At 60.2% G+C, this 25,821-nt stretch carries 21 protein-coding genes and 1 tRNA gene; 20 read left to right on the top strand and 2 right to left on the bottom strand.

Features of this window, described 5'->3' with window-relative positions; all coding sequences use genetic code 11:
• Positions 1 to 54 precede the first annotated feature (54 nt).
• From ABIC32_RS05710 to ABIC32_RS05775, 14 genes are all read left to right on the top strand, one after another.
• A complete protein-coding gene (locus tag ABIC32_RS05710; protein ID WP_354073026.1) occupies positions 55 to 1,320 on the top strand; it encodes a sugar MFS transporter in 1,266 nt (421 codons plus the stop codon).
• Positions 1,320 to 3,602 (top strand): hypothetical protein, encoded by a 2,283-nt coding sequence (locus tag ABIC32_RS05715; RefSeq protein ID WP_354073028.1) that lies wholly within the window; start codon positions 1,320 to 1,322, stop codon positions 3,600 to 3,602. Before ABIC32_RS05710 ends, ABIC32_RS05715 begins: the two co-directional genes overlap by 1 nt.
• Before the next feature lie 27 nt (positions 3,603 to 3,629).
• Positions 3,630 to 5,084 (top strand): oligogalacturonate lyase family protein, encoded by a 1,455-nt coding sequence (locus ABIC32_RS05720; RefSeq protein WP_354073030.1) that lies wholly within the window; start codon positions 3,630 to 3,632, stop codon positions 5,082 to 5,084.
• Between the two features lie 206 nt (positions 5,085 to 5,290).
• On the top strand, positions 5,291 to 8,071 hold the full coding sequence (locus ABIC32_RS05725; protein ID WP_354073032.1) for a TonB-dependent receptor: 2,781 nt from the start codon (positions 5,291 to 5,293) through the stop codon (positions 8,069 to 8,071).
• A 748-nt stretch (positions 8,072 to 8,819) separates the two neighbouring features.
• A complete protein-coding gene (locus tag ABIC32_RS05730; protein WP_354073034.1) occupies positions 8,820 to 10,010 on the top strand; it encodes a tyrosine-type recombinase/integrase in 1,191 nt (396 codons plus the stop codon).
• 143 nt (positions 10,011 to 10,153) lie between these two features.
• The gene (locus ABIC32_RS05735; RefSeq protein ID WP_354073036.1) at positions 10,154 to 10,531 is read left to right on the top strand and encodes a hypothetical protein; all 378 of its coding nucleotides are present in this window, start codon (positions 10,154 to 10,156) and stop codon (positions 10,529 to 10,531) included.
• Positions 10,528 to 10,713, top strand: coding sequence for a helix-turn-helix domain-containing protein (locus ABIC32_RS05740; RefSeq protein WP_354073038.1), 186 nt, complete (start codon positions 10,528 to 10,530; stop codon positions 10,711 to 10,713). Before ABIC32_RS05735 ends, ABIC32_RS05740 begins: the two co-directional genes overlap by 4 nt.
• A complete protein-coding gene (locus tag ABIC32_RS05745) occupies positions 10,710 to 11,996 on the top strand; it encodes a hypothetical protein (protein WP_354073040.1) in 1,287 nt (428 codons plus the stop codon). Before ABIC32_RS05740 ends, ABIC32_RS05745 begins: the two co-directional genes overlap by 4 nt.
• 200 nt (positions 11,997 to 12,196) lie before the next feature.
• Positions 12,197 to 12,562, top strand: coding sequence for a MucR family transcriptional regulator (locus ABIC32_RS05750; RefSeq protein WP_354073042.1), 366 nt, complete (start codon positions 12,197 to 12,199; stop codon positions 12,560 to 12,562).
• A gap of 141 nt (positions 12,563 to 12,703) precedes the next feature.
• Positions 12,704 to 13,981, top strand: coding sequence for an AAA family ATPase (locus ABIC32_RS05755; protein WP_354073044.1), 1,278 nt, complete (start codon positions 12,704 to 12,706; stop codon positions 13,979 to 13,981).
• Positions 13,982 to 14,012: 31 nt separating this feature from the next.
• A complete protein-coding gene (locus tag ABIC32_RS05760; RefSeq protein ID WP_354073046.1) occupies positions 14,013 to 14,825 on the top strand; it encodes a DUF4435 domain-containing protein in 813 nt (270 codons plus the stop codon).
• Positions 14,826 to 15,186: 361 nt separating this feature from the next.
• Positions 15,187 to 15,801, top strand: coding sequence for a recombinase family protein (locus ABIC32_RS05765; protein ID WP_354073048.1), 615 nt, complete (start codon positions 15,187 to 15,189; stop codon positions 15,799 to 15,801).
• Positions 15,802 to 15,930: 129 nt separating this feature from the next.
• Entirely contained in the window at positions 15,931 to 16,869 is a 939-nt protein-coding gene (locus tag ABIC32_RS05770) for a hypothetical protein (protein WP_354073050.1), read from the top strand.
• Entirely contained in the window at positions 16,862 to 17,485 is a 624-nt protein-coding gene (locus ABIC32_RS05775; protein ID WP_354073052.1) for a hypothetical protein, read from the top strand. Before ABIC32_RS05770 ends, ABIC32_RS05775 begins: the two co-directional genes overlap by 8 nt.
• A gap of 30 nt (positions 17,486 to 17,515) precedes the next feature.
• On the opposite strand, the gene ABIC32_RS05780 is transcribed toward ABIC32_RS05775, so the two are convergent.
• A complete protein-coding gene (locus ABIC32_RS05780) occupies positions 17,516 to 17,731 on the bottom strand; it encodes a helix-turn-helix domain-containing protein (RefSeq protein ID WP_354073054.1) in 216 nt (71 codons plus the stop codon).
• Positions 17,732 to 17,795: 64 nt separating this feature from the next.
• Between ABIC32_RS05780 and ABIC32_RS05785 the strand changes: the two genes are divergently transcribed.
• The gene (locus tag ABIC32_RS05785) at positions 17,796 to 18,275 is read left to right on the top strand and encodes a hypothetical protein (RefSeq protein ID WP_354073056.1); all 480 of its coding nucleotides are present in this window, start codon (positions 17,796 to 17,798) and stop codon (positions 18,273 to 18,275) included.
• Between the two features lie 748 nt (positions 18,276 to 19,023).
• Here the strand turns inward: ABIC32_RS05785 and ABIC32_RS05790 are convergent.
• Positions 19,024 to 19,113: transfer RNA gene (locus tag ABIC32_RS05790), tRNA-Ser, on the bottom strand.
• Between the two features lie 139 nt (positions 19,114 to 19,252).
• Here ABIC32_RS05790 and msrA point away from each other — a divergent pair.
• From msrA to ABIC32_RS05815, 5 genes are all read left to right on the top strand, one after another.
• Positions 19,253 to 19,903 (top strand): peptide-methionine (S)-S-oxide reductase MsrA, encoded by a 651-nt coding sequence (gene msrA, locus ABIC32_RS05795; protein ID WP_039248158.1) that lies wholly within the window; start codon positions 19,253 to 19,255, stop codon positions 19,901 to 19,903.
• Between the two features lie 71 nt (positions 19,904 to 19,974).
• Positions 19,975 to 21,297, top strand: a complete 1,323-nt coding sequence (locus ABIC32_RS05800; protein WP_354073058.1) for a VOC family protein — start codon at positions 19,975 to 19,977, stop codon at positions 21,295 to 21,297.
• A gap of 86 nt (positions 21,298 to 21,383) precedes the next feature.
• Positions 21,384 to 23,231, top strand: coding sequence for an acyltransferase family protein (locus ABIC32_RS05805; protein WP_354073060.1), 1,848 nt, complete (start codon positions 21,384 to 21,386; stop codon positions 23,229 to 23,231).
• A 153-nt stretch (positions 23,232 to 23,384) separates the two neighbouring features.
• On the top strand, positions 23,385 to 25,349 hold the full coding sequence (gene mdoH / locus ABIC32_RS05810; protein WP_354073062.1) for a glucans biosynthesis glucosyltransferase MdoH: 1,965 nt from the start codon (positions 23,385 to 23,387) through the stop codon (positions 25,347 to 25,349).
• Positions 25,350 to 25,461: 112 nt separating this feature from the next.
• Positions 25,462 to 25,779, top strand: a complete 318-nt coding sequence (locus tag ABIC32_RS05815) for a hypothetical protein (RefSeq protein ID WP_039248149.1) — start codon at positions 25,462 to 25,464, stop codon at positions 25,777 to 25,779.
• Positions 25,780 to 25,821 lie beyond the last annotated feature (42 nt).

A 25,821-nucleotide genomic window follows, 5' to 3' on the forward strand; every position in this document is an offset into this window, starting at 1 on the left:
CGCCGAAGCCGCATCAAGACGGCGAGGCCCGAGGAACACCAGGAGAGTATCCCCATGGTCATCGAGACCGACGCCGCCCACACCCCCGGGGGCTTGGCCAAGCCCGCCGGGTCGCTGAAGGGCCCGCTGGCCTTCGCCATCGCCTGCTTCCTGATCTGGGGCCTGGCCTACGGCCTGCTGGACGTGCTGAACAAGCATTTCCAGGAGACGCTGAGCATCAGCCAGGCTGACAGCGCCTGGCTGCAGATCGCCTATTTTGGAGCCTATCTGCTGCTGTCGATTCCGGCAGGCATGCTGCTGCATGCGCGGGGCTACAAGTTCGGCATCGTGTCGGGCCTGGCGGTCACCGCCGTCGGCGCCCTTTTGTTCATCCCGGCGGCGGGCGCCGGCGCCTTCCTGCCCTTCGTCGGCTCGATGTTCGTTCTTGCCGCCGGTCTGTGCATCCTCGAGACCAGCGCGGACACCTACGTCAACGTCCTAGGCGATCCGGCCAAGGCCTCACAGCGGCTGAACCTGGCCCAGTCGTTCAACGCCCTGGGCGTCTTCTTCGGCCCCCTGATCGGCGGCGCGGTCTTCTTTAGCCCCACCACGACCGAGGCTCTGGGCGGCGCGACCCGTTCGATCCAGATCGTGTACGGGCTGATCGCCGTCGGCGTGGTCCTGTTCGCCCTTGCCGTCTGGCGCGCCCGGCTGCCGGAGACCGGCCTGTCCGACCACGGCGGTGCGGTGCAAGGCGACGCCCCTGCCCTGCCCCTGTCCAAACAGCCGCACTTCATCGCCGGCGTGATCACTCAAGCCCTCTACATCGGCGCCCAGGTCGGTATCGGCGCCTATTTCATCAACCTAGTGACGCACAACTGGGAGGGCCTGACCTCGCAGCAAGGCGCCTTCATGCTGTCGCTGGCGGCTATCGGCTATCTGGTCGGCCGCTTCTTCGCCACCGCCCTACTGCTGAAGATCAAGCCACGCGTGCTTCTGACGGCCTACGGCGTCATCAATGTCGTGCTGACGCTGATTGTCGCCGCCGGGATCGACAAAGTCTCGCCCATCGCCCTGCTGGCCGTCTTCTTCTTCATGTCCACCATGTTCGCGACCATCTTCGCCCTGGGCACTGCCGGCCTGGGCGCCGGCACCAAGAAGGCCTCATCCCTCATGGTCATGGCCATTGGCGGCGGCGTTCTGCTGCCCTGGCCCATGGGCAAGATCGCCGATCTCTACGGCGCCAATGTCGCCTTCCTCCTGCCCGCCGCCTGCTTCGCCGTCGTGGCCTGGTATGGCTGGAAGGGCGCTGGCCTTGGACTGAAGAAGGACGCCGCCTGATGCGCCTGCGCACCGCCCTCCTCGCCTTCACCCTGCTCGCCGGCCCCACGGCCGCCTGCGCCCAGACGGTGACGCCTACCGCCGCCGTCGCGCCCGCCGCGCCGATAGACCGGCACGCCCTGGTCACGCGCCACAACGTCAGCCTGACCGCCATCAACCGACATGCCCCGATCATGCTGGGTAACGGCGACCTGGGCTTCACCGCCGACATCACCGGGCTCCAGACCTTCCCGGAGCAGTATTCGGAACTGTCGCCCCTGCTGACCATGGCCCAGTGGGCCTGGCACAGCTTTCCCAATCCGAACGGCTATACCGAACAGGATGGCCTGATCGACGTGCCCGTGCCGGGTCGGGGCGAGCAGCCCTATGCCTGGATGAAGTCCTGGGACGTGGCGGAAACCCAACCCGCCTACACCTGGCTGCGGGCCAATCCGCATCGGTTCTCGCTCAGCCGCATCGGCCTGACCTTCGCAGACGGCAAGCCTCTGGACTTCGCCAAGGTCGCCGACACGCGCCAGACGCTGGACCTGTGGTCCGGCGCCCTGACCAGCCGTTTCACCTATGACGGCCAGCCGGTCGAGGTCGTGACCCGCGTCCACCCGACGCTGGACATGGTGATGGTCGAGATCGCCTCGCCCCTGGTCGCCGCCCAGGGTCTGGGCGTCCAAATCCGCTATCCTGGCGTGAACCCCGCCATCAATCCCGACCCGACGACGTTCGAGGCCTCTGATACGCAAAGCCTGAGCATCGTCGCCTCCGACACGGGCGACGTCCACATTCGCCGCACCCTGGACGACACCACCTATTATTCCGGCATCACCGCGTCCGGTAAGATCGAACAGAGCGGCGCCGGCGCCTTCCGTGTCGTCTCCTCCGGTCGCGACCGGCTGACCGTCATGGTCCGTTTCGATCAGCAGGAGCCCGTCGAGAAGACACCCGCCTATTCCGCCGGCGTCCAGGCGACCGCCGCACACTGGAACGCCTTCTGGACCCAGGGCGGCGCCGTCGATTTTTCGGGGTCAACCGACCCGCGCGCAGCCGAGCTGGAGCGGCGTGTGGTCCTGTCTCAGTACCTGTCGGCCGTTAACGGCGCCGGCGAACTGCCTCCGCAGGAAGAGGGCCTGTTCTCCAACAGCTGGTACGGCAAGTTCCATCTGGAAATGCATCCCTGGCACTCCGGCTGGCAAGCGATGTGGGGTCACGCCGACATGCTGGAGCGCAGTCTGCCCTGGTATGTCGGCAATCTGGACAACGCGCGCGCCGAGGCCGCCCGTCACCACGTCAAGGGCGCCTGGTGGCCCAAGATGGTCGGACCCGAGGGCCGCAACAGCCCCAGCCTCGTCTCGCCCTTCATCATGTGGCAGCAGCCGCACCCGATCCTGTTGGCCGAACTGGTCTGGCGCGCCGAGAAGGACCCGGCCGTGCTGGATCGATACGGCGAGGTGGTCGAAGCCACGGCCGATCTTTTGGCCACCTGGCCTATCGAACGCGACGGCCGGCTGAACCTGGGCACGCCGATGATCCCAGCGCAGGAAAATTATGATCCCCTGACCACGGTGAACCCGACGTTTGAAGTCGAGTATTTCCGCTGGGCCCTCGAAACCGCGCAACAGTGGCGCGAACGCAAGGGTCAGGCCCGCCGCGCCGACTGGGATCAGGCCCTAGCCAAGATCGCGCCGCCGCCAATGAGGAACGGCCTGTATCTTCCTGTCGAGAGCGTGCCGGACTTTTGGGAGACGGCCATGTCCGACGCCTGTCGCCGACACGCGGCGGCGGCTCAGTGCAAGAACCGCGACCATCCCTCCTTCCTGATGGCCTATGGCTTCATTCCGGGCGAACGGATCGATCCCGCCGCCATGCGCCGCACCTTCGAGGCGGTGGAGCAGACCTGGGACGTGCGCCAGACCTGGGGCTGGGACTTCCCAATGATGGCCATGACGGCGGCCCGTATCGGCGAACCGGACAAGGCGGTGAACTGGCTGTTCGCCGACCTGAAGAACAATCAGTGGGGCGTCACCGGCATGACCCCTCGCGTCCACCTGGACGAACACGCCGACGAACTGGTCCCCGTTTCGGCCGGCGCCGGCGGCGTCGAGATGGCGGTCAACCCCGATGGTCCAGGCTATCGCCGCGCCGCCGAGACCTATTTCCCGTCCAATGGGTCGCTGCTGATGGCCGTCGGCCTGATGGCGGCGGGCTGGGACGGGTCCAGCGGTCATGCGCCGGGCTTTCCCAAGGACGGCTGGACCGTCCGGGTCGAAGGCCTGACACCCGCGCCGTAATCCAGAAAAAACGAGAGGACCGCCCCAATGACGACCTCCAGACGCACCGCCCTGAAGGCCCTCTTGGCGGCCCCCGCCGTCGGCGCCTTCGCCACCACGACCGCCCAGGCCCAGCAGGCCGCATCCGCAACCCCGCCTGCGCCAGGCCAAACCCCTGTCTGGCCCGCGCCCAACACCGCCCCGCCTTCGACTCAAGAGACGCCGGTCGAGCGGCCGCGCTGGGACGGCCCCGCGCCTACCGAGTGGGTCGATCCGAAGACCGGCCATCGCATCCGCCGCGTCTCGCCCGATGGCGGGGGCGGAAAGCCCTATTTCTACAAGAACATGTTCTTGCCCAAGAAGGTCGGGGCGCCCGACCTGATGGTCATCTCGACGCCTCAGGGCATCTCGACCGTCAATCTGGCGACCTGGGCCATCAACGTTCTGGTGCCCGACCATGACGCCGACCTGATGTTCACGGGCCGCAAGGGGCGCAACGTCTATTATTCGGTGACCGCGCCTGGCGAAGGCCAGTTGATGGACCGCGCCAAGACCCTGTTCGTCATCGACGTCGACACCACGCACCGTCGCGAGATCGGCCGGATACCGAACGGTCAGATCAATTCGGTCAATGCCGATGAGAGCCTGCTCCTGGGCTTCGTGGCCTATGACAGCCAACCGCTCCAGCCGACCGTGCCCGACCCGCGCAACCGCCGCTTCGATCAGGCCGAATACGAAGCTGATGGGCCGGACGGAAAGCCGCTGAACTTCGCCCGCGCCAAGGGCGTGCGGATGCTTCAACGCTGGGCCGCGCGCTATCCTATGGAAATCTTCGTCATCGACCTGACCACGGGCGAGCGACGCGTGATCCACAAGACCAACGAATGGATCGGCCACACGCAGTTCTCCCCCACCGACCCCCAGCAGATCATCTTTTGCCATGAAGGCCCCTGGCACCGCGTGGATCGAATGTGGGCTATCCGCGCAGATGGCACGGGCCTGAGAAAGACCCATCAGCGGACGATGAACTTCGAGATCTTCGGCCACGAATGGTTCAGCCCGGACGGCAGACAGGTGCTCTATGACCTGCAGACCCCGCGCGGCCAGGTCTTCTGGGTTGCCTCGGTCGATCTGGAGACGGGCCGCCGGGTCTATCGTCGGGTCGAGCAGAATGACTGGTCGGTTCATTACAACGTCTCGCCGGACGGCCGTCTGTTCGCTGGCGACGGCGGCGACGGCGACATGGTCGCTCATGCGCCAGACGGTAAATGGCTGGTCCTACTGCGCCCCGAACCGATCGTTGATGAAGATCCGTCTAGCGATAAGGAAGACCAGATCTTCGTCGAATACCTGCGATCCGAGCGGCTCGTGGATCTGTCAAACCACGACTACCGGCTTGAGCCGAATCTGACTTTCACGCCGGACGCAAAATGGATCGTCTTCGTGTCAAACATGCACGGCGCCAACCACGTCTATGCTGTCGAAGTCGATCGTAGCGCTTAGGAACATCGCCAGCTTCTCGAGCCCTAACGCCTGAGATGTCGAGGATTTATCGGCATCTCAGCGGAATCTCTCGGTCCTGACATCACCTTGTTGCAAAATGCGGGAAGCTGTTGCAATAAGCGATACGTCGCTAATCCAAATATGCGCGACGGCATACCACAAAATGACACCGGCGCCGGATGGACGCCGGGATGGGGAGAGAACGAATGCGACGGACCAACACCCGGACTCTGTGCGCGGTTGGCGTTTCCCTGGCGGCCCTGATGGGTGCGTCGGCGGCTGCGGCTCAGGCCGTTCCTGCCTCAGAACCCGTCACGCAAGACGCCGCCCAAGACGCAACAGTGGTCGATGAGATCGTCGTCACCGGCTTCCGGTCCAGCCTGCAACAGGCGCTGAACATCAAGCGCCGCGAAGCCGGAGCGGTGGACGCCATCTTGGCCGAAGACATGGCCGACTTCCCCGATCAGAACCTGGCCGAAGCGATCCAGCGCCTGCCCGGCGTGACCATCGACCGCGTGAACGGCCAGGGCACCACCATCTCGGTGCGTGGTTTGGGTTCCGATTTCACCCGCACTCGCATCAACGGCCTGGAAGCCCAGGCTGCGTCTGGCGGCAACCGCAACCGCAGCTTCGACTTCTCAATGTTCGCGTCCGAACTGTTCAACAGCATCAAGGTTCGCAAGACGCAATCAGCCGAGATCGAAGAGGGCTCGCTGGGTGCCACGGTCGATCTGCAGACGGGTCGCCCCCTGGACTTCGGCGGCAGCGGCCTGAACTCTGCCTTCTCGGTGCAGGCCTCCTATAACGACCTGTCTGAAAAGACCGTGCCCCGGCTCGCCGGCCTGCTTAGTTGGTCGAACGAGGACCGCACCTTCGGCGCCCTGATCTCGGTCGCCTACTCCGAGCGTTCGCCCATTCTGGGCAGCTTCAACACGACGCGTTGGCAGTCTGGCGCGATCAATCCGCCCATCCCCGCCGGCAAGACTCGCGCCGACTATCCCAACTACCCCTACGGCCTGGGCCAGAACTTCGCGAGTTGCATCCCCTGCACCACAACGGCGCAGCGCGACGCCCTGCTCAGCGCCTATTACCCACGCATCCCGCGCTACACCTTGGGCAATACTCAGGAAGATCGCCTGGGCATGACGGGCGCGCTGCAATGGCGGCCGAGCGACCGAACCGAGGCCGTGCTGGACGTATTGTGGTCGCGCTTCAACTCGGAACTGGAAAGCCCGAACATCGAGGCCTGGGCTTTCAGCCGCGCCAACGTCAACAACGTAGTGGTGCGCGACTACGCGATCGACGCCGAGAAGAACATTCTGTCGTATGGCGTCTTCGACAACATGCTGGTTCGCGCCGAGAACGGCTTCACGCGCAACGAAAGCAACTTCTATCAGGCGTCGCTAAACGTGCGCCACGACTTCACCGATCGCATCCACGGCAATTTGAAGGTTGGCGCCAATCGGTCGGAAGCCCGCACGCCGCTGAACGTCGCCTACGCCTTCGAGGCCGCGGGCGTGAACGGCTACACGTTCGACTTCCGAGAGAATGATCGCGCGCCGCGCATCAATTATGGCTTCGACGTCACGTCGGGTCAGCGCTTCACCCTGGTCAATGCGACGCGCAGCAATGGCGGCGGCAACTTCGATAACAAGGTCGGCGCGGGCTCTCTGGCCTATGACTGGTCCGACTCGCTGACCTTCAAGGTGGGGGGTGAATATCGCACCTATGGCTTCGAGACCTTCGGCCTGACGCGCACCAAGACCAATCCGACCGGCGCGGATCGCTTGACGGGCGTCGACAGCATCGGCCGGGTCGTGAGCATCGGCGATGGGGTCAAGGCCGGCGCGGGCTCCGACCTCAGCTTCATCGCCCCGGACATCTCGAAGATCGCGAACTTCCTAAGCTTCTATGACGATCCGCTGGTGGCCAACCGCAGCGAGCGCGAGGTGGACGAAACGGACAAGGGCATCTTCGTTCAGGCCGACTTCAACACGACCGTCGCTGGCATGGTCCTGCGCGGCAACGCCGGCATTCGCTACGCCCAGACCGAGGTCACGGCCAAAGGCTGGCAAACCATCGCAGTGGGGACGCCGCCGGTCACGACCTATGACTATGTCACGACCGACAACGACTATGACGACGTCTTGCCGTCCTTCAACCTGGCGCTTGAGCCGCGTGACGACGTCGTGATCCGCCTGGGCGCCGCCAAGGTGATGTCCCGTCCAACCCTCGGCGATCTGACCCCGGGCGGCAGCGTCTCACCGACCACCCGCACAGTCTCCTACGGAAACCCGCTTCTCGACCCGTTCCGCGCCACCAACTACGATTTCTCCGTCGAGTGGTATTTCCAGACTGAGGGCCTTTTGGCCGCCGCCGTCTTCTACAAGGATATCGACAGCTTCATCACATCCGAGACGGTTGGGATCCCTTACAACCAGCTGGGTCTGCCCAACGAACTGCTTCAGGGCGCTGCAAGCCCGACCGATATCTTCCAGGTCACGCGCCGCCTAAACGGCGAAGGCGGCGCGCTGAAAGGGATCGAAATCCAGTATCAGCAACCCTTCACCTTCCTGCCCGGCCTTTGGTCCAACTTCGGCTTCACCGGAAACGTCACGTGGGTTGATTCCGAAGTCAGCTACGGCACGGCCGGCAAAAACCGCCTGACGGGCCAGTCGAAGAACACCGCCAACGCGACCCTGTATTATGAGGATGGCCCGTTCCAGGCCCGCGTCTCGATCGCACAACGCAGCCAGTATCTGCTGTCCTTCCCCGGCGCGAACGGCAACTCCGAAGAAGGCGTCAACGACACCACCAATGTCGATGCCTCCATGTCCTACGAGTTCACGCCGAACCTGACCTTCTCGCTCGAAGGCATCAATCTGACGGACGCCTACAACGACCGTTACGTCGACGTGACCAACCGCGTGTCCGACTACCGTCACACCGGCCGAGAGATCGCCGTGGGATTGCGCTGGAAGTATTGAGCTTCCCTCCCTGACGCCTCCAGCGTGACAAACTAAGGGCCCGGAGCGAACAGCTCCGGGCCTTCTTTTCCAGGTCAAGCGTGTAATGGTCGGAGTAAAATTCTTTTCTGTAGCAGGTTGGTATCCGCAACCAATCAAACACGAGGGTCGGCGTGCGCCAGCACTGTATATTCATCTACACGCGAAAATGTGAACTTTTACAACTTACCAACTTCACTCGTCAACCTGTGATAAGCTTTTTTCGGTATTGCCGCACCCTCTTACTCCGTTCAAATGAAGAAACGGAGGAGTTGCAATCTGAGTATTTCGCACAGCTCAACAGTAAACCAGACCCAGAGGGTGTGTCGCTTCATGCGCGTTTCAGGAGGGCCAATCGAAACGCAGATGAGCCGCAGCGACGTCCAAGTCGTTAGCAACTACTTGCGACAGCAGTGGTCATCAACACTAGGGCACGCTTGCACCAACGCTGGAGGGCGAATGAGCCGAATAGGTTTCAAGGCCACATTCCACTCGAAATTCAGGATCGAGTGTATTCGTCGGCAAACCCCGCACCGATTCAAAAACTGTTCGTAAAAATGCAACGTGGCGGACAGAGAGCCCGCAGAACGCTCGTCCAACGTTGTGCCGGATCGTCCGAATTCTTTTTAATAACTGTTGTTTATTCGGAATTTCGTCTGTGAGCGTCCACCGCCGTTGCTAGCAATCCAACCGGTTGTTTTAGGGTCGGACTTAGGGCCACGTCGCCCTCATGAGCACAACAAATCGCCTTACCGCACTCGCCGCCAAGTCCCTTGGCAATGGTTTTCACAATGATGGCAAAGGCCTCTACCTCCGCGTCGCTGAGCGTCGAAAAAGCTGGGTGTATGTGTACCAGTGGGAGGGACGTCGCCGTGAGATGGGCCTCGGCAGCTTCTCCGATACGTCATTGGCCGAAGCGCGCACTAAGTGCTCAGCCGCACGGGCACTGGTAAAATCTGGCGTTGACCCGCTAGCCAAGTCCGGCCAGCAAAGCTCCGCACCCTCGTTCAGCGCGATGGCTGAGAAATTCATCGCTCTTAAGGGCGGTGGCTGGCGCAACGAGAAGCATCGTCAGCAGTGGTCCAACACTCTCAGGGACTATGCGAAGCCGATTGCTGACACGCCGGTTGATGCCATCACCACCGAAGACGTGCTCGCATGTCTGGTGCCCATCTGGAAGGCGAAGCCAGAGACCGCATCACGGGTACGGATGAGGATCGAGAACGTTCTCGACGCAGCAAAGGCTCGTGGTTATCGGTCGGGTGAAAATCCGGCTACTTGGAAGGGGAATCTCGCCCATCTTCTGCCCGCTCGCTCCAAACTCAGCCGGGGGCATCAGCGCGCTCTCCATTACGACCACGTCCCTGCTTTCATGCAAAGCCTCAGGCAGCGTCAGGGCGTAGCCGCAAAGGCGCTGGAATTCACCGTTCTGAACGCGGTGCGTACATCTGAAACACTCAACGCCATGTGGTCTGAGTTCGATCTGGACGACAAGGTTTGGACCATTCCTGCCATCCGTACGAAAACGTCCACGCAGCTTCGCGTCCCGCTGACTGACGACGCCGTTTTGATACTTCGGGAGATGCGGGCCCTAGGTAGTGAGTGGGTGTTTCCTGCAACCTCGCTGGAGGGTCCGCTCTCCATCAACGCGATGCGTTCTGTGGTGATCCGCATGGGAATTGGAGAACAGGCGACAGTCCATGGCTTCCGTTCGTCCTTCCGGGATTGGGCAGGAGAGACCACCGACTTCCCGCGAGACATTGTCGAAATGTGCCTTGGACACGCAGTCGGTAGTGCCGTGGAGCGCGCTTATCGCCGTGGTGATGCTCTGGATCGGCGTAGGGCAATTATGAAGGCTTGGGCCAACTTCCTCGCCAATCACGAAAGAGTGATAGTTCCCATTGAGACACTAAGTATCTGATTGTACCTCGGAAAAACAACACGAAGCTAACTATCTGACTTAGTTGAGTGCTAAATAAGTCTCTGATTGTCCAACGAAAAAATGTGGCTAATCGGGTTGGTCCTCCCGGCGCAATCGTGCTCCCGGATTTGACTGGACCAACAATGACGACAAATACGCGCCTCAGCCTCTACAAGCTTTTCCGTGACACAACTGTATGGGTAAGCTTGTCCGAAGCAACCTATGACCATATTCTTGAATGGCTTGATCGCCACAAATCTGCACCTGACAACAGGAATGCAGTAAATGATCTCTATGAAACCCTTATCTGGTTTCCGACGGCTCACGCAGGGAGGGTCTGGGTGCCCCTTGGGCATATCATGCGGATGCTCGATCAGCTTGAACTGCGGACGCCAGCTAACGCCGTTGCGCACCCCAACATCACATTGGGGCGAAGCTTGCGGGGGCATGAAGGCACGCTGACCGGAACTGACGTGCTCACTATCAGGCTCGCCGCCATCTCTCGGAGGCGCGGTCAGTGAGCAGCATTGCACCAACCCATTCTCTGACGCTGACCATCTCTGAAGCGTGCGCCTACATGCGCGTCAGTCGGTCCACGATCTACAACCTTGCCAAGGACAATAAGCTGCCCATCCGCAAGGTTGCCGGACGCTCTCTGATTCTTCGCAGTGATATCCACTCCCTGCTGGGGGTGGGCTCATGATCAGCAGCGTAAACGAAGGCGATCTCACCGACACGACTGAATATCGTTCTCCGGTGCTGAGGGTTGTCTCGGCACCCAAACCGGGGCTTCTCTCTCTGTGCGCTGAACTTTACGCACTGATCAGAGCGGCTCATCCTCCGCGCAAGAAGCCTAGGCCTTCAGATGACGAAGCATTTCGGCAATCCCTCCTCGCGTTCGTGGACGCCATTGCAACATTTGCACTGCTGCGTGTTCGTCCCTCCAAAGTCCTAAATGTGGCATTTGGGTTCGGTAAGTACACGGGGTCCAAAATCAGCGCAGTCCACCTTAAGAATATTAGGGAAGCGATGGAGGCTTTTGGCCTTATTGAGGTGGAGCCGCATTTCTTCGACGACACCGGCAAGAAACAGTCCTATGCGACGCGCATTAAGCCAACGCAGTCTTTCGAGGTGCTTGCTCGGTCTCATGGCGTCGAACTGCCCTCGCTGTCGCCTCCAAAGCTGACCTACAAGGTCCATAAGCAGGAACATGGACTGGGCGCGGTGCCTGATGACGTGCTGGCGCTGGACGCCGTCCTTCAACGGTACAATGAGTTCACGCAGCAGTTTCGACTGACGCTGCCTGATGAGGCGTGGAGCGCCCTAGAGGCCTACATGATCGTTGCCGACTCGACGGGCAACACAACGAAGCTGCACTACGGCTTCGACGAGCGCCGCATCTTTTTGACACGCATCTTCACTGAAACATGGGAGCGCGGGGGTCGGATGTATGGGGGCTATTGGCAGGGCATGCCGAAACGCTTCCGCAATCAACTGCTGATCGACGGCCAGCCCACAATCGAACTGGACTATAGCCGCCTACACCCCACGATGCTCTTTAATGAGGTTGGGATGGCATTGCCTGACAATTTGGACCCTTACACGGTCCCCGGTTTCAATGTGGAGCTAGCGGGTGCCAAACAGACTTTCAATCGCCTCTTGAATCACGACAAGCAAATCACGTTCATTAAGGCCGAGCAGGGCGAGTGGTTTGATGATGCCAAATCATTCAATGCCTATCGCGACGCCATGGTTGATCACCTCGCGCCTATCGCGCACTATTTTCGAAACGACAAAGGGGCTCAACTTCAGAAGAATGACAGTGAGCTAGCCCTGAATGTCATTATGCGATGCATGAACGAGAACATCGCAGTTTACCCCGTACATGATAGCTTCATCGTTAGGCACGATAACGCTCCACGTTTGAAGCTAATTATGGAAGAGGAATATTTCACATTGATGGGATTTAGTTGCTTGGTAAAGTAAGCTAAATCCCGTTCCTTACCGTTTGCATAACTCTAGGCAATCGCGGCATTCGCTTATGCGTAGAGCTAGTGTGTAAGGCGTAGTAGCGAGAGTCCAGACTTGCTGTCCTCCATTATTAGCAGCCGTAACTATTGCAATAGTTGCAATGGAATAAGCATCTTTACCGTGCTAGATCGATTTGCATTGTGACAGAGCGTTTTATGAGTGAAGCCAAGACTGAACTCACTGTCCTAACAACCGAAATAATCGCCGCCTACGTTGAAAATAACCGGGGCGGGGCCGATGCCTTGCCGACTCTCATGAGGGCTGTGTACGGCGCTTTAAATGGCCTTGGCGTGGGCGTCGCGGGGGGCGAGGTGGAGCAGCCGAAGGCAACTGTGCCTCAAGTCCGGAAATCCATCACTGATGCTGGTTTGATCAGCCTCATTGACGGCAAGACGCATCAGACCCTCAAACGACACATCGGCCGTCTCCACACGACGCCGAGTACTATTGGACTCGCTACGGCCGTTTTGCCGACCAGCCCCACGTCGCCCCTGCCTATGCCGTTCGGCGCTCGGAACTAGCGAAACCTATTGGTTTGGGGGACGAAGTCGCGAGGGGCATTGATGTCGCGCCACCTAGGCTGACTTGTTAGATATCTGAGGGCTGAGACTCCCGAATGTGTCACAACCATGCTTAGCTCGTTCGGCAACTTTGGAGATTCCATGGCTACGCTCAGCGGTTCTGTTGTCGAAAGTCTATCGTCGGAAGGTCAGCTTCGGCTCGTCCGGTTCGAAATTGATGGACTGTTTGGCGGACCGAATTTGGTCATCGGGCTTCCCACGCCTGAAGATGACGATCCCAACCCCCAGATCATGATTTTATCGGGCGCAAACGGCGCAGGTAAGACAACAATCCTGAAAATGATCGGCGGAATGTTGGGGCTCGATTTCGAGATATGTCGGCAGGTTCCGTTCAACAGGGCGTCTCTGACGCTTTCGAATGGTGAGAGCCTCGTTGTCTATAAGAATCTCGACTTGCTCGAAGGGTTTGCCCGGGATGATGTTCGTTTGCGTAGAGCGTGCCTTCATATTTCTTACGGCAACTACTCCAGCTACTTAGGTAACAACGGAGTTGAGAACCAAGATTTTGAACCTAACGTCACTCGTTTTAGAAGCAGAGTGCTACCTATTTTGGCTGGCGTTAAATATGATCTTTTAACTGTAGATCGCGCTGCTGACCCGATCGAGGAAGAGCGATACTACAATCCAGCAAGACGTAAAGAACGCGTTGAAAGACCGCATCTCGCTTTACGAGTAAAAGGGTTTCTGTCTGAAGCGCAAGTCGACTATAGAAAATTTTTCAGAGCAACTGAGCTTGACTTGTTGCCACGCATATTGAAAGCGATCAGATCAAATGCCGATATACCTACTCAAAAAGCGCTTGTTGATCGCATAGAGGCTGTCCGTCGCCGTGCGGGGGACATGCGTCGATACGGCCTACAAACCGATTTGCTAGATATTCAGGCCCTATCTGACCTATTAAAGGACGAGAAAGAAGCGCAGGACTTAAAGGTCATATCGACATACGTCGAAATGCAGGAGAGCGTCAATGAAGAGCGTGAACTTATTGCTCGGCGCGTCATAGCATTTGAGGATATTATGGATGATTTTTTGACTGGCAAGTCCATTAGGGTGGACGCCAATCAAGGTATCATTATCACGACATCTATGGGTGTTGAAATTTCCGAGAAGCAACTAAGTTCTGGAGAATATCATTTCGTATACATGATGGTCTCAGCATTGCTCTGTCAGCGAACAGGAAGCGTAATTGCCATAGATGAACCTGAACTTTCGCTGCATGTGTCTTGGCAGAGGAAGCTCGTCTCCGCGCTTGCGAAATGTGCTTCAGGTGCGTCACCATTATTCCTTTTGGCTACCCACTCAATCGCAATATCCGCCCAACATCGATCGTCGGTGTACGAGATTTCGTCCATTGATTAGTCGCTGGAGTACCGAAGAATTATTTCACGAAATGCATGCTGACCCGATGCGGGTTGTTATGTTTGTCGAAGGAAATAAGGATGAAAGATTTTGGCTGAGGGTAGTTCCTATTATCGAGCGAAGAAATGCTGTTGTTTATACAATAGATAATGTCAGTATATTTGTGGATGCTGGCGGACAGAGAGAGCGGCTAATTAAGTTGGCTGAACTCGTATCGGAACAAAATTTGTCCCACCGGTTTCTATTTTTCGTAGACGCCGACTTCGATAGATTTACTGGACGTGCGCTCCCAGACAGCGTCATTATGACTGATTTTCGGGATTTGGAATCTTATGGCCTTGTCGATCATTGCACCGAAACTCTCTGCAGGGATCAGTTCGCAAAGCCCGATGCGTCCATTCAGGAGTTACGCGAACTGGTTGACGAAGTCGGACGCGCGCTTGCCGCCGTGCGACTTGCGTCACATCGCAATGGATTAAATCTGCCGTTCAGCGAGACCTTTAAAAGGGATGGCGGTAAGCGTTTCTCAGTTAAGGTCGCCGGATCGCCCGCCATGCGAAGGCTTGAAATACCCCGTCTGATCGCTGGCCTTCTGAATCCCCATGGAAGAATGGCAGACGCCCACGAAGTTACACGGTTTGTGGACGCTGAAGTTCGCGCAACATCACTCATGGATTTGAAAGACGTTGTGCATGGAAAGGATCTTTGCGCTATCCTTTCTTGGTATTTCGAAACGTCTTTCGATGTCGCTCAAGCCCTTCTTTTTGGCGCGATTTATGCCGATCTACCTCGATTACGTCTATTGCCTCGGCTCGCCGATACCGAAGCATGGGTGAGACAGTGAACCGCAGTTGAGTATTTGCAGCACACTCTTAGCGTTCATCTTTTAGCGCACTACACCGTGCTGCGAAATGCAGCCATCAGTTAGGCCTGACGGAGCTTCTCAATGCGCTCATGATCGAGTGGTCATGGCCGCGAACTCGTCATGTGAGGCTAGAAATTTTGTCGCCATCAGTCCTTCTGCCAGAAAGGGCCGGGGGGGGGCAAGATGGCTGAAACTCGACAATGTCATCAATCCAATGCCTCAGGTGAATCGAAAACGACCGGTTTCGATGCAGTCAGCCCGTATGTATCGTAAAATAGCTTGCTACCGGTTTCGATACATGTAGGATTTCGCTACAGATTTTCGATACAGGAACACAGCGATGAGCCGCGTCTTTGCCTACCTACGCGTCAGCACTGCTGATCAGACGACGGACAATCAGCTACGAGAGATCGAAGGCGCTGGCTTCAGCGTCGCGCCTCAACGAGCGGTATCGGAAACAATTTCTGGGTCGGTTGCCGCTGCCGAACGCCCGTCCTTTTCGAAGCTGCTTGACCGCCTTGAAGAGGGGGATGTGCTGCTCGTCACGAAGCTGGATCGATTAGGCCGAAATGCCATGGACGTAAGGTCCACTGTGGAGCGCTTAGATCGTTCGGGAGTGCGGGTCCACTGCCTCGCCCTAGGTGGTGTCGATCTGACCAGTGCAGCGGGAAAAATGACAACGTCTGTTATAGCGGCCGTCGCGGAGTTTGAACGCGATCTATTGGTGGAGCGGACGCAAGCTGGACTAGCGCGGGCAAAAGCAGAAGGACGAGCTTTAGGACGGCCCTCGGTCCTTGGGGGAGCCGAGTTGGCGGAGATAAAGAAACAACGCGAATCGGGGGCTTCACTGGGCGTATTAGCGAAAGCGTACGGCGTGACTCGCTCCGCAATCCAACGGGCGGAGAAGCGCGCAGTGGTGATTGGTGGCCCTAAGAGCGGGACTGCAATAGCGTAAGCGAAAATAGTGCAATCGCTGGCTGCGGCTGTTAACATCCCGGTTCCGTGAGGGTCCGGTATCGCCAATGAATAAAGCGGTCTGATGCCTATTCGAAAATCAAAACGTTGAATTAGAGGGGTTCTGAGGTTGGCTGAGAAGAAGCGGGAAGAGGCAACCTGTAGCTTTCATTCATTTGTCCGAGAAAAGCGGATAGACGATAATAATAGCGAGCAAATCCCATTTACTGCGGATGATTTCGCATCATTTTGCGACCACCTCATGTCCCAGCCAGAAGTGGACCTCCGAGATGAGCAAACACGCAATCGCATAAAAACGTCTCTGTATGCTCCTGTAGAACATTGTGAAATTATAGACGACAGGACGATCTTTGGTCGTTTCCGCGCGCCATATACGGGGCATTCGTATGAAAACACTGACGTGGGAGAGGTCCCGGAAAGCAGTGTGAGCTTGCGACCATTTTTCTTTATCGCGTATTTTGCGGAAGATGGTAAAATTTACGTAGGTAGCCAGTATTTAGGAACATTCGGAGGTTGGGGTAAGTTAGAGCGGACACTTCGCTCATTTTTCCCAAAAGACCACCGGGTAGTGTCCTACGCGTATAGGCACAGTGCTAGCTCGTATGCCGGGGCAAAACCAAAAGAAGTGCGCGTGAATTTCTCTCGTCGCCCCAGGGAAATTACTGGTAAAGCAGCGTTTGGGCAGCGCGGCGCGATGACATTCAAACAAATGTCAAATGAGGATTCTACGTTCAAAATAACTGTCACGGAAAGCATTCTTGCTAATATCGGTAAACCCACGGCGGTGATCAAAAAAGCTGTTTCAGACATGCTTTCGGATAATGAAATGCTGTCGCTACGTCAGGAAGATATCGAAGATTGCACTGTCGTGGCCACGGTAGACGGCAAAACAACGACCATTAACGTCATCGAAAGCGGGCATTTCGCGACCAGATTTCCTCTGGGTATAGTGGATTATATCAAAGGCCATCCAGACAAGAATAAGGCCAAGGCAGCAATGGCCGCGCTTTTGGACAGTCAAATCATATCGCGCTCTGAACGTGTTTAACGCCCGTCAAATTATTAGCGACAATAATTCGACCTTCTATGACTACGATAGTCAAAAGAAGAAGAGCCAAACCGCGCGCCTGATCGTCTGGCTTTTGTTGGCCCTCGGTTTGTCATTGGTATTTGCGGAGGTATCTGACAATTTTCTAGCCGGTTTTCTTGCCGTTCAATCGATACTCCTCGGCTTTACCGTAAATGTGATGTTTTTCTTGCTGGGTCGGAGGCCAGTCAGCGGGAGCGCGTCAAGTTCTCGTGAGTCAAAAGAAAGAAACAAGAGGTTAGCCCGGTTATACAAGGAGCTTTTTTACAACGTTTCTTACTTCAATCTGCTGGCAATTTATTCCATCATAGTTACAGCTATTAATCTTATGCCATCGCCAGAATTTCCAGTATTTAGTGAAAATGTTCCGTACATTCGAGCATTCTCAGACTGGGCCATGAAGTCTGATGCGATGGGGGGGCTTGCTGCATTCCTTCGGCATTTTGGGATGTTTGTGTTTTATCTTTTGGCTATTGAAGTGGTCTATTCAATTGCACGCGTAATTGGCCGCACGTCGTTTTACTTTGAGCGTACATTGGTTGAGACGCGCGGAGCGGAAACAAGCGATAGCAAATAGCCGCACGTAGTGCGCTGCCAACCGACGTGGCTACCGAGCCGGGGTTGCAAGAAGCGCGGTTGGCGATACGCCGAGTGCTTCACTGATCCGGGCGAGAACTAACAAGCTCGGATTGCGCTTGCCTCTTTCAATCCCGCCTAAATAGGTCAGGTCAAGTTCAGCTTCAAACGCAAGTTGCTCCTGCGTTAGCCCTCGGTCCTGCCTGAGAGCCCTAACATTTTTCCCTACCACCGCTCGCCAATCCATTTACAGGACAGGCCATGATCGGGCTTATATGCAACAGGGACTATATGCGACATGGACGGATTTGATGGCTTTGATTTCAATCGCTGCTGCGGTGTTTGCTTTTAGTGGGAGTGTCCAATCTCCTGCCCCTGTACAGCTAGTCGGACCGTGGAGCGTCCGGATTACACAGGACACTTTCACGCAAGAGGCCGTATGCGAAGTCTGGCAAGGCGACCCTTCGACCGGCCGCTACATCATCGTGAACGAGAACCGACACGTAAGAATAGGAAAGCTGAGAAATCCGCTTGCGGCTCAGTACCGGGTAGATGGCGGCACGCTTCACAACGCGGGTTACGAGATGTTCGGCACGGCATGGCACCGTGGAATAGACGTCAATGCCCGACGAGGTGAGGCCACGGTGAACGATTCAGTGTTTAAGCTGGGTAGTTCGCTAGCAATTCGCAGTGAGCTTGACGAGCCCGTTCTGACGTTCGACGTGAGCCAATATAGCGAAGTTCTGACCAAATTGCGCCAAGCCCAATGCCCGAACTCAGAATACGACTGAGGGGCTCTAGGGGAGGCGCTAGATACTAAAGTGCCGTTGCTCTCGCAGAGGAAACGATCTGTTTGCTGGTCTGTTCTAGCCTGACCTGATGCCCAGACGCAGAGTAATCCCGCCATTCCATAGGTCAAACTCGAGTGAGAGCGGGTTTAGAATGCGGAAGGACCGCTCCGGCCGATTCGTCAGTGCAATCTTTGCAATGATGACTGTGATTGTCGTGGCGGTGCTCCTTTGGCCTTCGCCCGAGCCCATCCAGATGGCAGGCGGCGAACCTCACTCCGAGAATGCTTCCCCTCTCGAAAAATCAGACAACCGGTTCTCCTGTCGGGTGGCGTATGTGAACGACGGTGACACGTTCAGGTGTGAGGACGGCACTAGGGTTCGTCTTCACGCCGTTGCCGCTCGGGAGAGCGACGAAACGTGTTCGCCGGGTCATCCTTGTCCACAAGCGTCGGCAGCTTCGGCGACCGCAACCCTGAGGGCTCTAGTGTCAGGCCACAGGCTCTCCTGTGAGGAAACAGGCACTAGCTATAACCGCATCACTGCCATCTGCTGGACGCCGTCAGATCAGGAAGTTAACTGCGCCATGGTTCGCAGCGGGACCACCGTGGTTTGGGATCGTTTCAATCGCCAGCGCGCGATCTGCGTCTGAGCCGCTTATGCACAGCAAAATACGCCCTTAGGGCCACGCTTAGGGCCGATACATCACGCCGATTTAAGTACTTGAAAATGCAATGCAATAGAGAGCAGGTGGCGGACAGAGAGGGATTCGAACCCTCGGTAGGCTTTCACCTACACACGCTTTCCAAGCGTGCGCGATCGACCACTCCGCCACCTGTCCGTTTCACGCTGCGTCTTGCGCGCCGCCGGAGGTCGATCCGGCGGGAGGCGGGCCTGATAGAACACACTCGCCCCCTCGGCAAGCGCCTGTCGCATCCCCATATGGACTTCAACGCCATTTTCCGATGAGAGAGCCGCAAATGCTGTTCAAGAAGACCGCCGAAATGCCCACGCCCGAGACCGCCCTGCCCGGCCGCGCCGAGCCGCTGGACACCGATGTGAACCACTATGTCAGCGGCCATCCGCTGAAGGGGCCCTATCCCGACGGCTTCCAGACCGCCATCTTCGGCATGGGCTGTTTCTGGGGCGTGGAGCGCATCTTCTGGCAGTTGCCGGGCGTCTGGGTGACCTCGGCCGGCTATTCCGGCGGGATTACGCCCAACCCGACCTATGAGGAAACCTGCACCGGCCGGACGGGTCATACCGAGGTGGTCAAGGTCGTGTTCGACCCGAGCGTCATCACCTACGCCGAACTGCTGAAGACCTTCTGGGAGAACCACGACCCGACCCAGGGCATGCGCCAGGGCAACGACATCGGCACCACCTATCGCTCGGCCATCTACACGCTGAACGCCGAGCAGCAGGCCGAAGCCGAAGCGTCGCGCGACGCCTATCAGGCCGCCCTGACCCAGGCCGGGCGCGGCACGATCACAACCGAGATCGAGCCGGCGGGCGACTATTTCTACGCCGAGGGCTATCACCAGGGCTATCTGGCCAAGAACCCGGCCGGATACTGCGGCATCGGCGGAACCGGCGTGGTCTGCCCGATCGGCGTCGGCGTCGACGCCTGACCCCTGCGACGGCCGCCGGGTTTCAACCGGCGGCCAGTCGGCCTATGGATCGGCGAAAAATGGGAGCGCTCATGTCCGCCTTCGTCCATTCTGACGAGATCCGCAGCCGGTTTTCGGCCGCCCTGTCCGCCATGTACCGGGCCGAAGTGCCGCAATACGGCGACCTGCTCACGCTGGTGGCGGACATCAATGCGCAGACGTTGAAAGCCGATGCCGGCGGTGCAGACCGGCTGGCGGCGTCCGGCGAACTGGCGCGTCTGTCAGAGGAACGCCACGGCGCCATCCGCGTCGGCACGGCCGATGAACTGGCCACGATCGCGCGCGCCTTTGCGGTGATGGGGATGGAGCCGGTCAGCTATTACAATCTGGCTCCCGCCGGGGTGCCGGTCCATTCGACCGCCTTTCGCCCCGTCGATCAGGCGGCGCTCGCGTGCAATCCGTTCCGGGTCTTCACCTCGCTGCTGCGGCTGGAACTGATCGAGGACGAAGCCTTGCGTGCGGAGGCGGCCGAGACCCTGGCCCGCCGCGACATCTTCACCCCCGGTGCGCGTGAGCTGATCGAGACGGCGCAGGCCGCCGGCGGTCTGGACGAGGCTCAGGCCGATCGTTTCGTGTCCGAACTGCTGGAGACCTTCCGGTGGCACGCCCAGGCGACCGTCAGCGCCGAGACCTACGAACGGCTGGTCGCCGCCCACCGACTGATCGCCGACGTGGTCAGCTTCAAGGGGCCGCACATCAACCATCTGACGCCGCGCACGCTGGATATCGACGCGGCCCAGGCGGCCATGCCCGCGCGCGGCATCAGCCCGAAGGAAACCATCGAGGGTCCACCTGGCCGCGCCTGTCCCATCCTACTTCGCCAGACCAGCTTCAAGGCGTTGCAAGAGGCGATCACCTTCCCCGGCGCCGACGGCCCCACGGCGGGCGCCCACACCGCCCGCTTCGGCGAGATCGAACAGCGCGGCTGCGCCCTGACCCCCGCCGGTCGCGCCCTGTATGACGAGGCCCTGGCGAAGAAGGACTTCTCCGCCCTGCCCGACGACTGGGACGCGCTTCGCCGTGCAGACCTGGCGTGGTTCCGTTATCGCGCGACGCCTGAGGGTCTCGCCGCCCGCGCCGAGACCGCCGATCTGGACGCCCTGATCGCCTCGGGCCACGTCGTCGCCGAACCCATCACCTACGAAGACTTCCTGCCGGTCAGCGCCGCCGGCATCTTCCAGTCCAACCTGGGCTCAGAGGCCCGCGAAACCGCCTACGCCGTCGATCCCGCCAAGGCCGATTTCGAACAGGCGCTGGGCCGTCCGGTCCAGGACGAGATGGCCCTGTACCGCGCCGAACAGGACGCCTCGATCGCAGCGACGCTGAGGGCCTTGGGCCTGACGGAGACGGTCTAGTCCCTTCAACCGGATGCGGGGCTGGCGGCGCCCCGCGTCCATCCGGCGTCTTGCCTGATGCGCAGACGCGGATCATAGACGCGGCCGTGAACCCATCCGCTTCCCCGACCCAGCGCCGTTACGATCTCGACTGGATCCGGGTCGGCGCCTTCGGCCTGCTGATCCTGTATCATGTGGGCCTGGTTTACGGGGTCTATGACTGGCACATCCACAGCGCCCACACCTTCGAGTGGATGCGTGAGGCGATCCTGGTCACCAATCCCTGGCGGCTGACCCTGCTGTTTCTGGTGTCGGGGGCCGCTCTGCGGTTCATGACCTTCCGGCGCACCCCGCGCGAGGTCGCCCGCGCCCGGTTCGAGCGGCTGGTCCCGCCCCTGATCTTCGGAGCCCTGGTTCTGGTGCCGATCCAGTCCTGGATCGAGTCGATGGACAAGGGCGGCTGGCCCGGCGGCGTCGTCGGCTTCGTCGCCTGGCTGGGTCATGAGTTCGGCTGGAGCGGTCTCGCCGACGGCGTGCCGGTCAACCATCTGTGGTTCATCGTCTATATCGCCGTTTACAGCCTGGTCGCCGTCGTCCTGTGGCGTCAGCCCGGCCTGATCGAGCGCTTGGGCAATGGGCTGGAAAAGGCGCTGACAGGCCCGCGTCTGCTGATCCTGCCGATCCTCTATCTCTTCGCCATCCGGTGGCTGCTCTTTCCCTGGTTTGGCCTGACCAACACCCTGCACAACGACTGGTATAATCACGCCCTATCGCTGGTCGCCTTCCTGTTCGGCTTCAGCATCGTGGGGCGCGAGAGCCTGTGGCGCACGATGGAGCGCTATCGCTGGATCGCCCTGGCCCTGGCGGCCGTCGCCCTGCCGATCATGATGGTCCAGGTCTGGCATCCCGGCGCGCGGGCCTTCTGGGGCGTGCCCAAGGCCGCCGTTTACGGCGTCGACCAATGGGCGGTGATCGTCGCCATCCTGGGCTTCGGCTATCGCCATCTGCGCGACCGAGGCGGCCCCGCGCTCAACTATCTGACCCAGGCGACCTTCCCCCTCTATCTGGCGCACCAGACGGTGCTGGTCGCGGCCGTCTGGATCATCCGGCCGGCGAACCTGCCGGCGCCGGTCGAACTGCTGTCCCTGATCGCCGTCACCTTCGTCGGCAGCCTGGCGATCTATGAGGTCGTGCGTCGCATCCCGGCCATTCGCCCATTGTGGGGGCTGAAGCCGCTGAACGGCCGGCCTTGGCCGCTGGACCTTCAGGCCCTGCTGAAGCCGCAGCTTCGCTATCACCGTCGTCGTCGTCTGCTGGGCGTTGGCGTCGCGGCCCCGCTTCTGGCCCTGACGGTGGTCGCCGTAGCCATCCTGGCCTACCCCGGCTTCAACAATGCCACCCAGTATCTGAGCGAACTGGGCGGGGCGACGGCCAAGGCGCCGATCATCTTCAACGGCGGGGTCTTCGTCGCCGGCGTCATGGCCGGGCTGGCGGGGATCGGCTTCGGCCTGGCCATCTACGCCCTGACCGGCGCGCGGGTCGCGGCCTGGGTCATTGCCATCGTCTTCATCCTGGCTGGCGGCGGCATGTCGGCCTCGACCCTGTGGCCCTGGCCCGATCCGCGCCACATGGTCATTAACCTGGCCCTGGGCATTCAGTTGGCGCCGATGCTGCTGCTGTGGGGCCTGGCCAAACGCCGCGACCTGCCGCGCCTGAAGCTCTTCCTCGTCGTCACCTTCGTCGTCATGGCGATCCTGACGGTCCTGACCAAGCACCTCGTCTTCCCCGGCACGGTCAATGACGCCAACGTCGGCTGGTGGGAGCGCCTGTACGCCATCGTCCTGGTCTGCTGGGTAGGGGTTGCAGCCTGGGTCCTGGATCGTAAACTGCTGTCGGTCGCCACGGAGTCGCCGCACGGTCGCCCGGCTGCCGCCGCGTTCGACGTTCCGGCCTGACTTCACCCCCACATTTTTTGGTTTCATCAACATTGCGTGATTGAAAATCGCGCGAATGTGATCGATTATGCAGGTCGTGTTGCAGTGCAGCACTCCGCGTCGTCCCCAGCCCTCGGGACGACATCCGGTTCACTCGGGGGCGTCCAGAGCGGCATGAACAAGCTGGCGATCCGGCCTGTCGAACAGGCTGAAATCGAGACGACGATCCACGGCGCGCAAACGCCGAGCTGGTCGTGGCTGCCCGACGAGGCGCCGCTGGCCATGCCGGTTCAGTCCCTGTCCGCGCCCGACGCCGTCGCCGACGTGACGCCCGCGACCTCGCCGCGCACGGTCGCCACGCGCCGCCTGGCCCTGCTGGCCGGCACCATCGTCCTGACCGGCCTGTCGGCCATCACGCCCTTCTACCTCTATGCCCGCAAGGGTTGGGACGGCACCGAGATCCTGGCCTTCGGCCTGTTCATGGTCTTGATCACCGCCATCTCCTGCTGGTTCGTCAGCGGCCTGATGGGCCTGTTCGTCATGCTGCGCGGCAAGGATCAGGCGGACCTCGCCTTCTCGCCGCATCCGCCGATGCCGCGCACCCGCACCGCCCTGCTGATGCCGCTGTACAACGAGGACGCCCGCTCGTCCTTCGCGCGCCTGTCCCAGATCGATTCCTGCCTGGCGCGTCTGGGCGCCTCGTCGGCCTTCGACATCTTCGTGCTGAGCGACTCGACCAAGGAAGACGCCGCCGCTGCCGAGCGTTCGGTCTTCCAGTCGTTCCGCATGGCCGCCAACTCCAAGGCCTTCTATCGCCGCCGCAACGACAATGCCGAGCGCAAGGCCGGCAATCTGGCCGAATGGGTCCGTCGTTTCGGCGGCGCCTATGAGAACATGATCGTTCTGGACGCCGACAGCACCATGGCCGGCGAGACCCTGCTGCGCATGGTCGACGCCATGGAGCGCAATCCCGGCGTCGGCCTGATCCAGACCGCCCCGGTCATCATCAAGGCCCGCACCATCTTCGCGCGCGTGTCGCAGTATTCGGTGCGCCTGTATGGCCGCGTCGCCGCTGCCGGCCTGGCCTACTGGACCGGTTCGGAGTCCAGCTACTGGGGCCACAACGCCATCATCCGCACGCGCGCCTTCGCCGCCTGCTGCGGCCTGCCGCATCTGAAGGGCAGGAAGCCCTTTGGCGGTCACATCATGAGCCATGACGTCGTCGAGGCCGCCCTGATGCGCCGCGCCGGCTGGGCCGTCCACGTCACCGCCTCGCTGGACGGATCGTGGGAAGAGACCCCGCCGTCGATCACCGACTTCATCCGCCGCGACCACCGCTGGTTCCAGGGCAACCTGCAGCACCTGGGCCTGATCACGGCCAAGGGCCTGTCGCCGATGAGCCGCCTGCAGCTGCTGATGGGCTGCATGGCCTATCTGTCGTCGCCCCTGTGGCTGGCGTCGCTGATGGTCGGCCTGTTCATCCAGATGTTCTATCCCGTCGACTGGACCAGCTTCTTCTACATCCTGAACCCCCAGTTCACGCCCTTCATGCTGGCCTCCTTCCTGTCCGGCGTGCTGCTGATCGGGCCCAAGTTCATGGGGGCCGCCCTGGTCCTCAGCCGTCCGGCCGAGCTGCGCGCCTTCGGCGGTCGTCGCGCCATCGCCAAGGGCATGGCGGCCGAGATCGCCCTGTCGGCCATCCTGGCCCCCATCCTGATGGTCGCCAACACCAAGGCCTTCATCCAGATCGTCTCGGGCCACGACACCGGCTGGTCGACCCAACAGCGCGAGGCCGACGGCCTGGCCTGGTCGGACGCTTTCCGCGCCATGCGCTGGCAGATGATCGCCGGCGTCGGCTTCCTGGTCCCGCTGGCCGTTCGTCCCGACCTGGCCACCTGGTTCGCCCCGATCGTCTTGCCGCTGCTGCTGGCCGCGCCGATCACCGTCTGGACCTCGCGCGTCCGCTCGGGCGACAAGCTGGCGGCCAAGGGCTATCTGGTCACCCCGGTTCAGGACGGCGTCAGCGTCTCCCCGGCCGTCCTGCACACGCCGCGCTCGCCACTGCGTGCGGTCGCCGGCGGCGTCCTGGCCCCCGTCGCTGCGCCTGCGATGGTCCCGGCCCGCGCGCCCGAGCGGTAATCGACCGATGCGTGGCGGCCACAGTGTCGCCACAACCGCTACGGCGGCGCTCGACGAAAACGCCAATCGGCCGCACTCTACTCCCCTGACCTTTGCGGGGAGACGTGATTCCATGGCCAAATCCACCGGTTCCGACGCCAAGCCTGACCTTCGGCTCGTCGCGGCCGAGGCCGAGATTTACGACCTGATGAAAGCGCCTGAAACCACCGCCGATCGCGTCAAACGCCTCCAGCTCGAAGCCCACGCCCTGGCGCTGGAAGAGATCGAAGGCCTTGAAAAGCTGTTGCTCGAAGCCGCCGCCAAGGCCAAGGCCATCGCGGACGGCGGCGACGCCTATCCCGTCGGCGCGCGCGAGATCGCCTCGCGCCTCGCCGCCGATCTGCCGACCAAGGCCGAGACCATCAAGACCATCGTCCACCGCGTCGGCTAAAAGCCGAAGCGGGGCCGTCGGAACGACCCGCCCGCCCGTCCG

The sequence above is a fragment of the Brevundimonas sp. 1080 genome, assembly GCF_040545985.1.
Lineage (GTDB): Bacteria > Pseudomonadota > Alphaproteobacteria > Caulobacterales > Caulobacteraceae > Brevundimonas.

Coding starts and splice junctions, on each gene's coding strand:
- msrA (WP_039248158.1), top strand. CDS start 19,253: ATGCTGTTCAAGAAGACCGCCGAAATGCCCACGCCCGAGACCGCCCTG.
- ABIC32_RS05800 (WP_354073058.1), top strand. CDS start 19,975: ATGTCCGCCTTCGTCCATTCTGACGAGATCCGCAGCCGGTTTTCGGCC.
- ABIC32_RS05755 (WP_354073044.1), top strand. CDS start 12,704: ATGGCTACGCTCAGCGGTTCTGTTGTCGAAAGTCTATCGTCGGAAGGT.
- ABIC32_RS05715 (WP_354073028.1), top strand. CDS start 1,320: ATGCGCCTGCGCACCGCCCTCCTCGCCTTCACCCTGCTCGCCGGCCCC.
- ABIC32_RS05760 (WP_354073046.1), top strand. CDS start 14,013: ATGCATGCTGACCCGATGCGGGTTGTTATGTTTGTCGAAGGAAATAAG.
- ABIC32_RS05735 (WP_354073036.1), top strand. CDS start 10,154: ATGACGACAAATACGCGCCTCAGCCTCTACAAGCTTTTCCGTGACACA.
- mdoH (WP_354073062.1), top strand. CDS start 23,385: ATGAACAAGCTGGCGATCCGGCCTGTCGAACAGGCTGAAATCGAGACG.
- ABIC32_RS05780 (WP_354073054.1), bottom strand. CDS start 17,731: ATGGATTGGCGAGCGGTGGTAGGGAAAAATGTTAGGGCTCTCAGGCAG.
- ABIC32_RS05725 (WP_354073032.1), top strand. CDS start 5,291: ATGCGACGGACCAACACCCGGACTCTGTGCGCGGTTGGCGTTTCCCTG.
- ABIC32_RS05710 (WP_354073026.1), top strand. CDS start 55: ATGGTCATCGAGACCGACGCCGCCCACACCCCCGGGGGCTTGGCCAAG.
- ABIC32_RS05765 (WP_354073048.1), top strand. CDS start 15,187: ATGAGCCGCGTCTTTGCCTACCTACGCGTCAGCACTGCTGATCAGACG.
- ABIC32_RS05720 (WP_354073030.1), top strand. CDS start 3,630: ATGACGACCTCCAGACGCACCGCCCTGAAGGCCCTCTTGGCGGCCCCC.
- ABIC32_RS05750 (WP_354073042.1), top strand. CDS start 12,197: ATGAGTGAAGCCAAGACTGAACTCACTGTCCTAACAACCGAAATAATC.
- ABIC32_RS05815 (WP_039248149.1), top strand. CDS start 25,462: ATGGCCAAATCCACCGGTTCCGACGCCAAGCCTGACCTTCGGCTCGTC.
- ABIC32_RS05730 (WP_354073034.1), top strand. CDS start 8,820: ATGAGCACAACAAATCGCCTTACCGCACTCGCCGCCAAGTCCCTTGGC.
- ABIC32_RS05745 (WP_354073040.1), top strand. CDS start 10,710: ATGATCAGCAGCGTAAACGAAGGCGATCTCACCGACACGACTGAATAT.
- ABIC32_RS05785 (WP_354073056.1), top strand. CDS start 17,796: ATGGCTTTGATTTCAATCGCTGCTGCGGTGTTTGCTTTTAGTGGGAGT.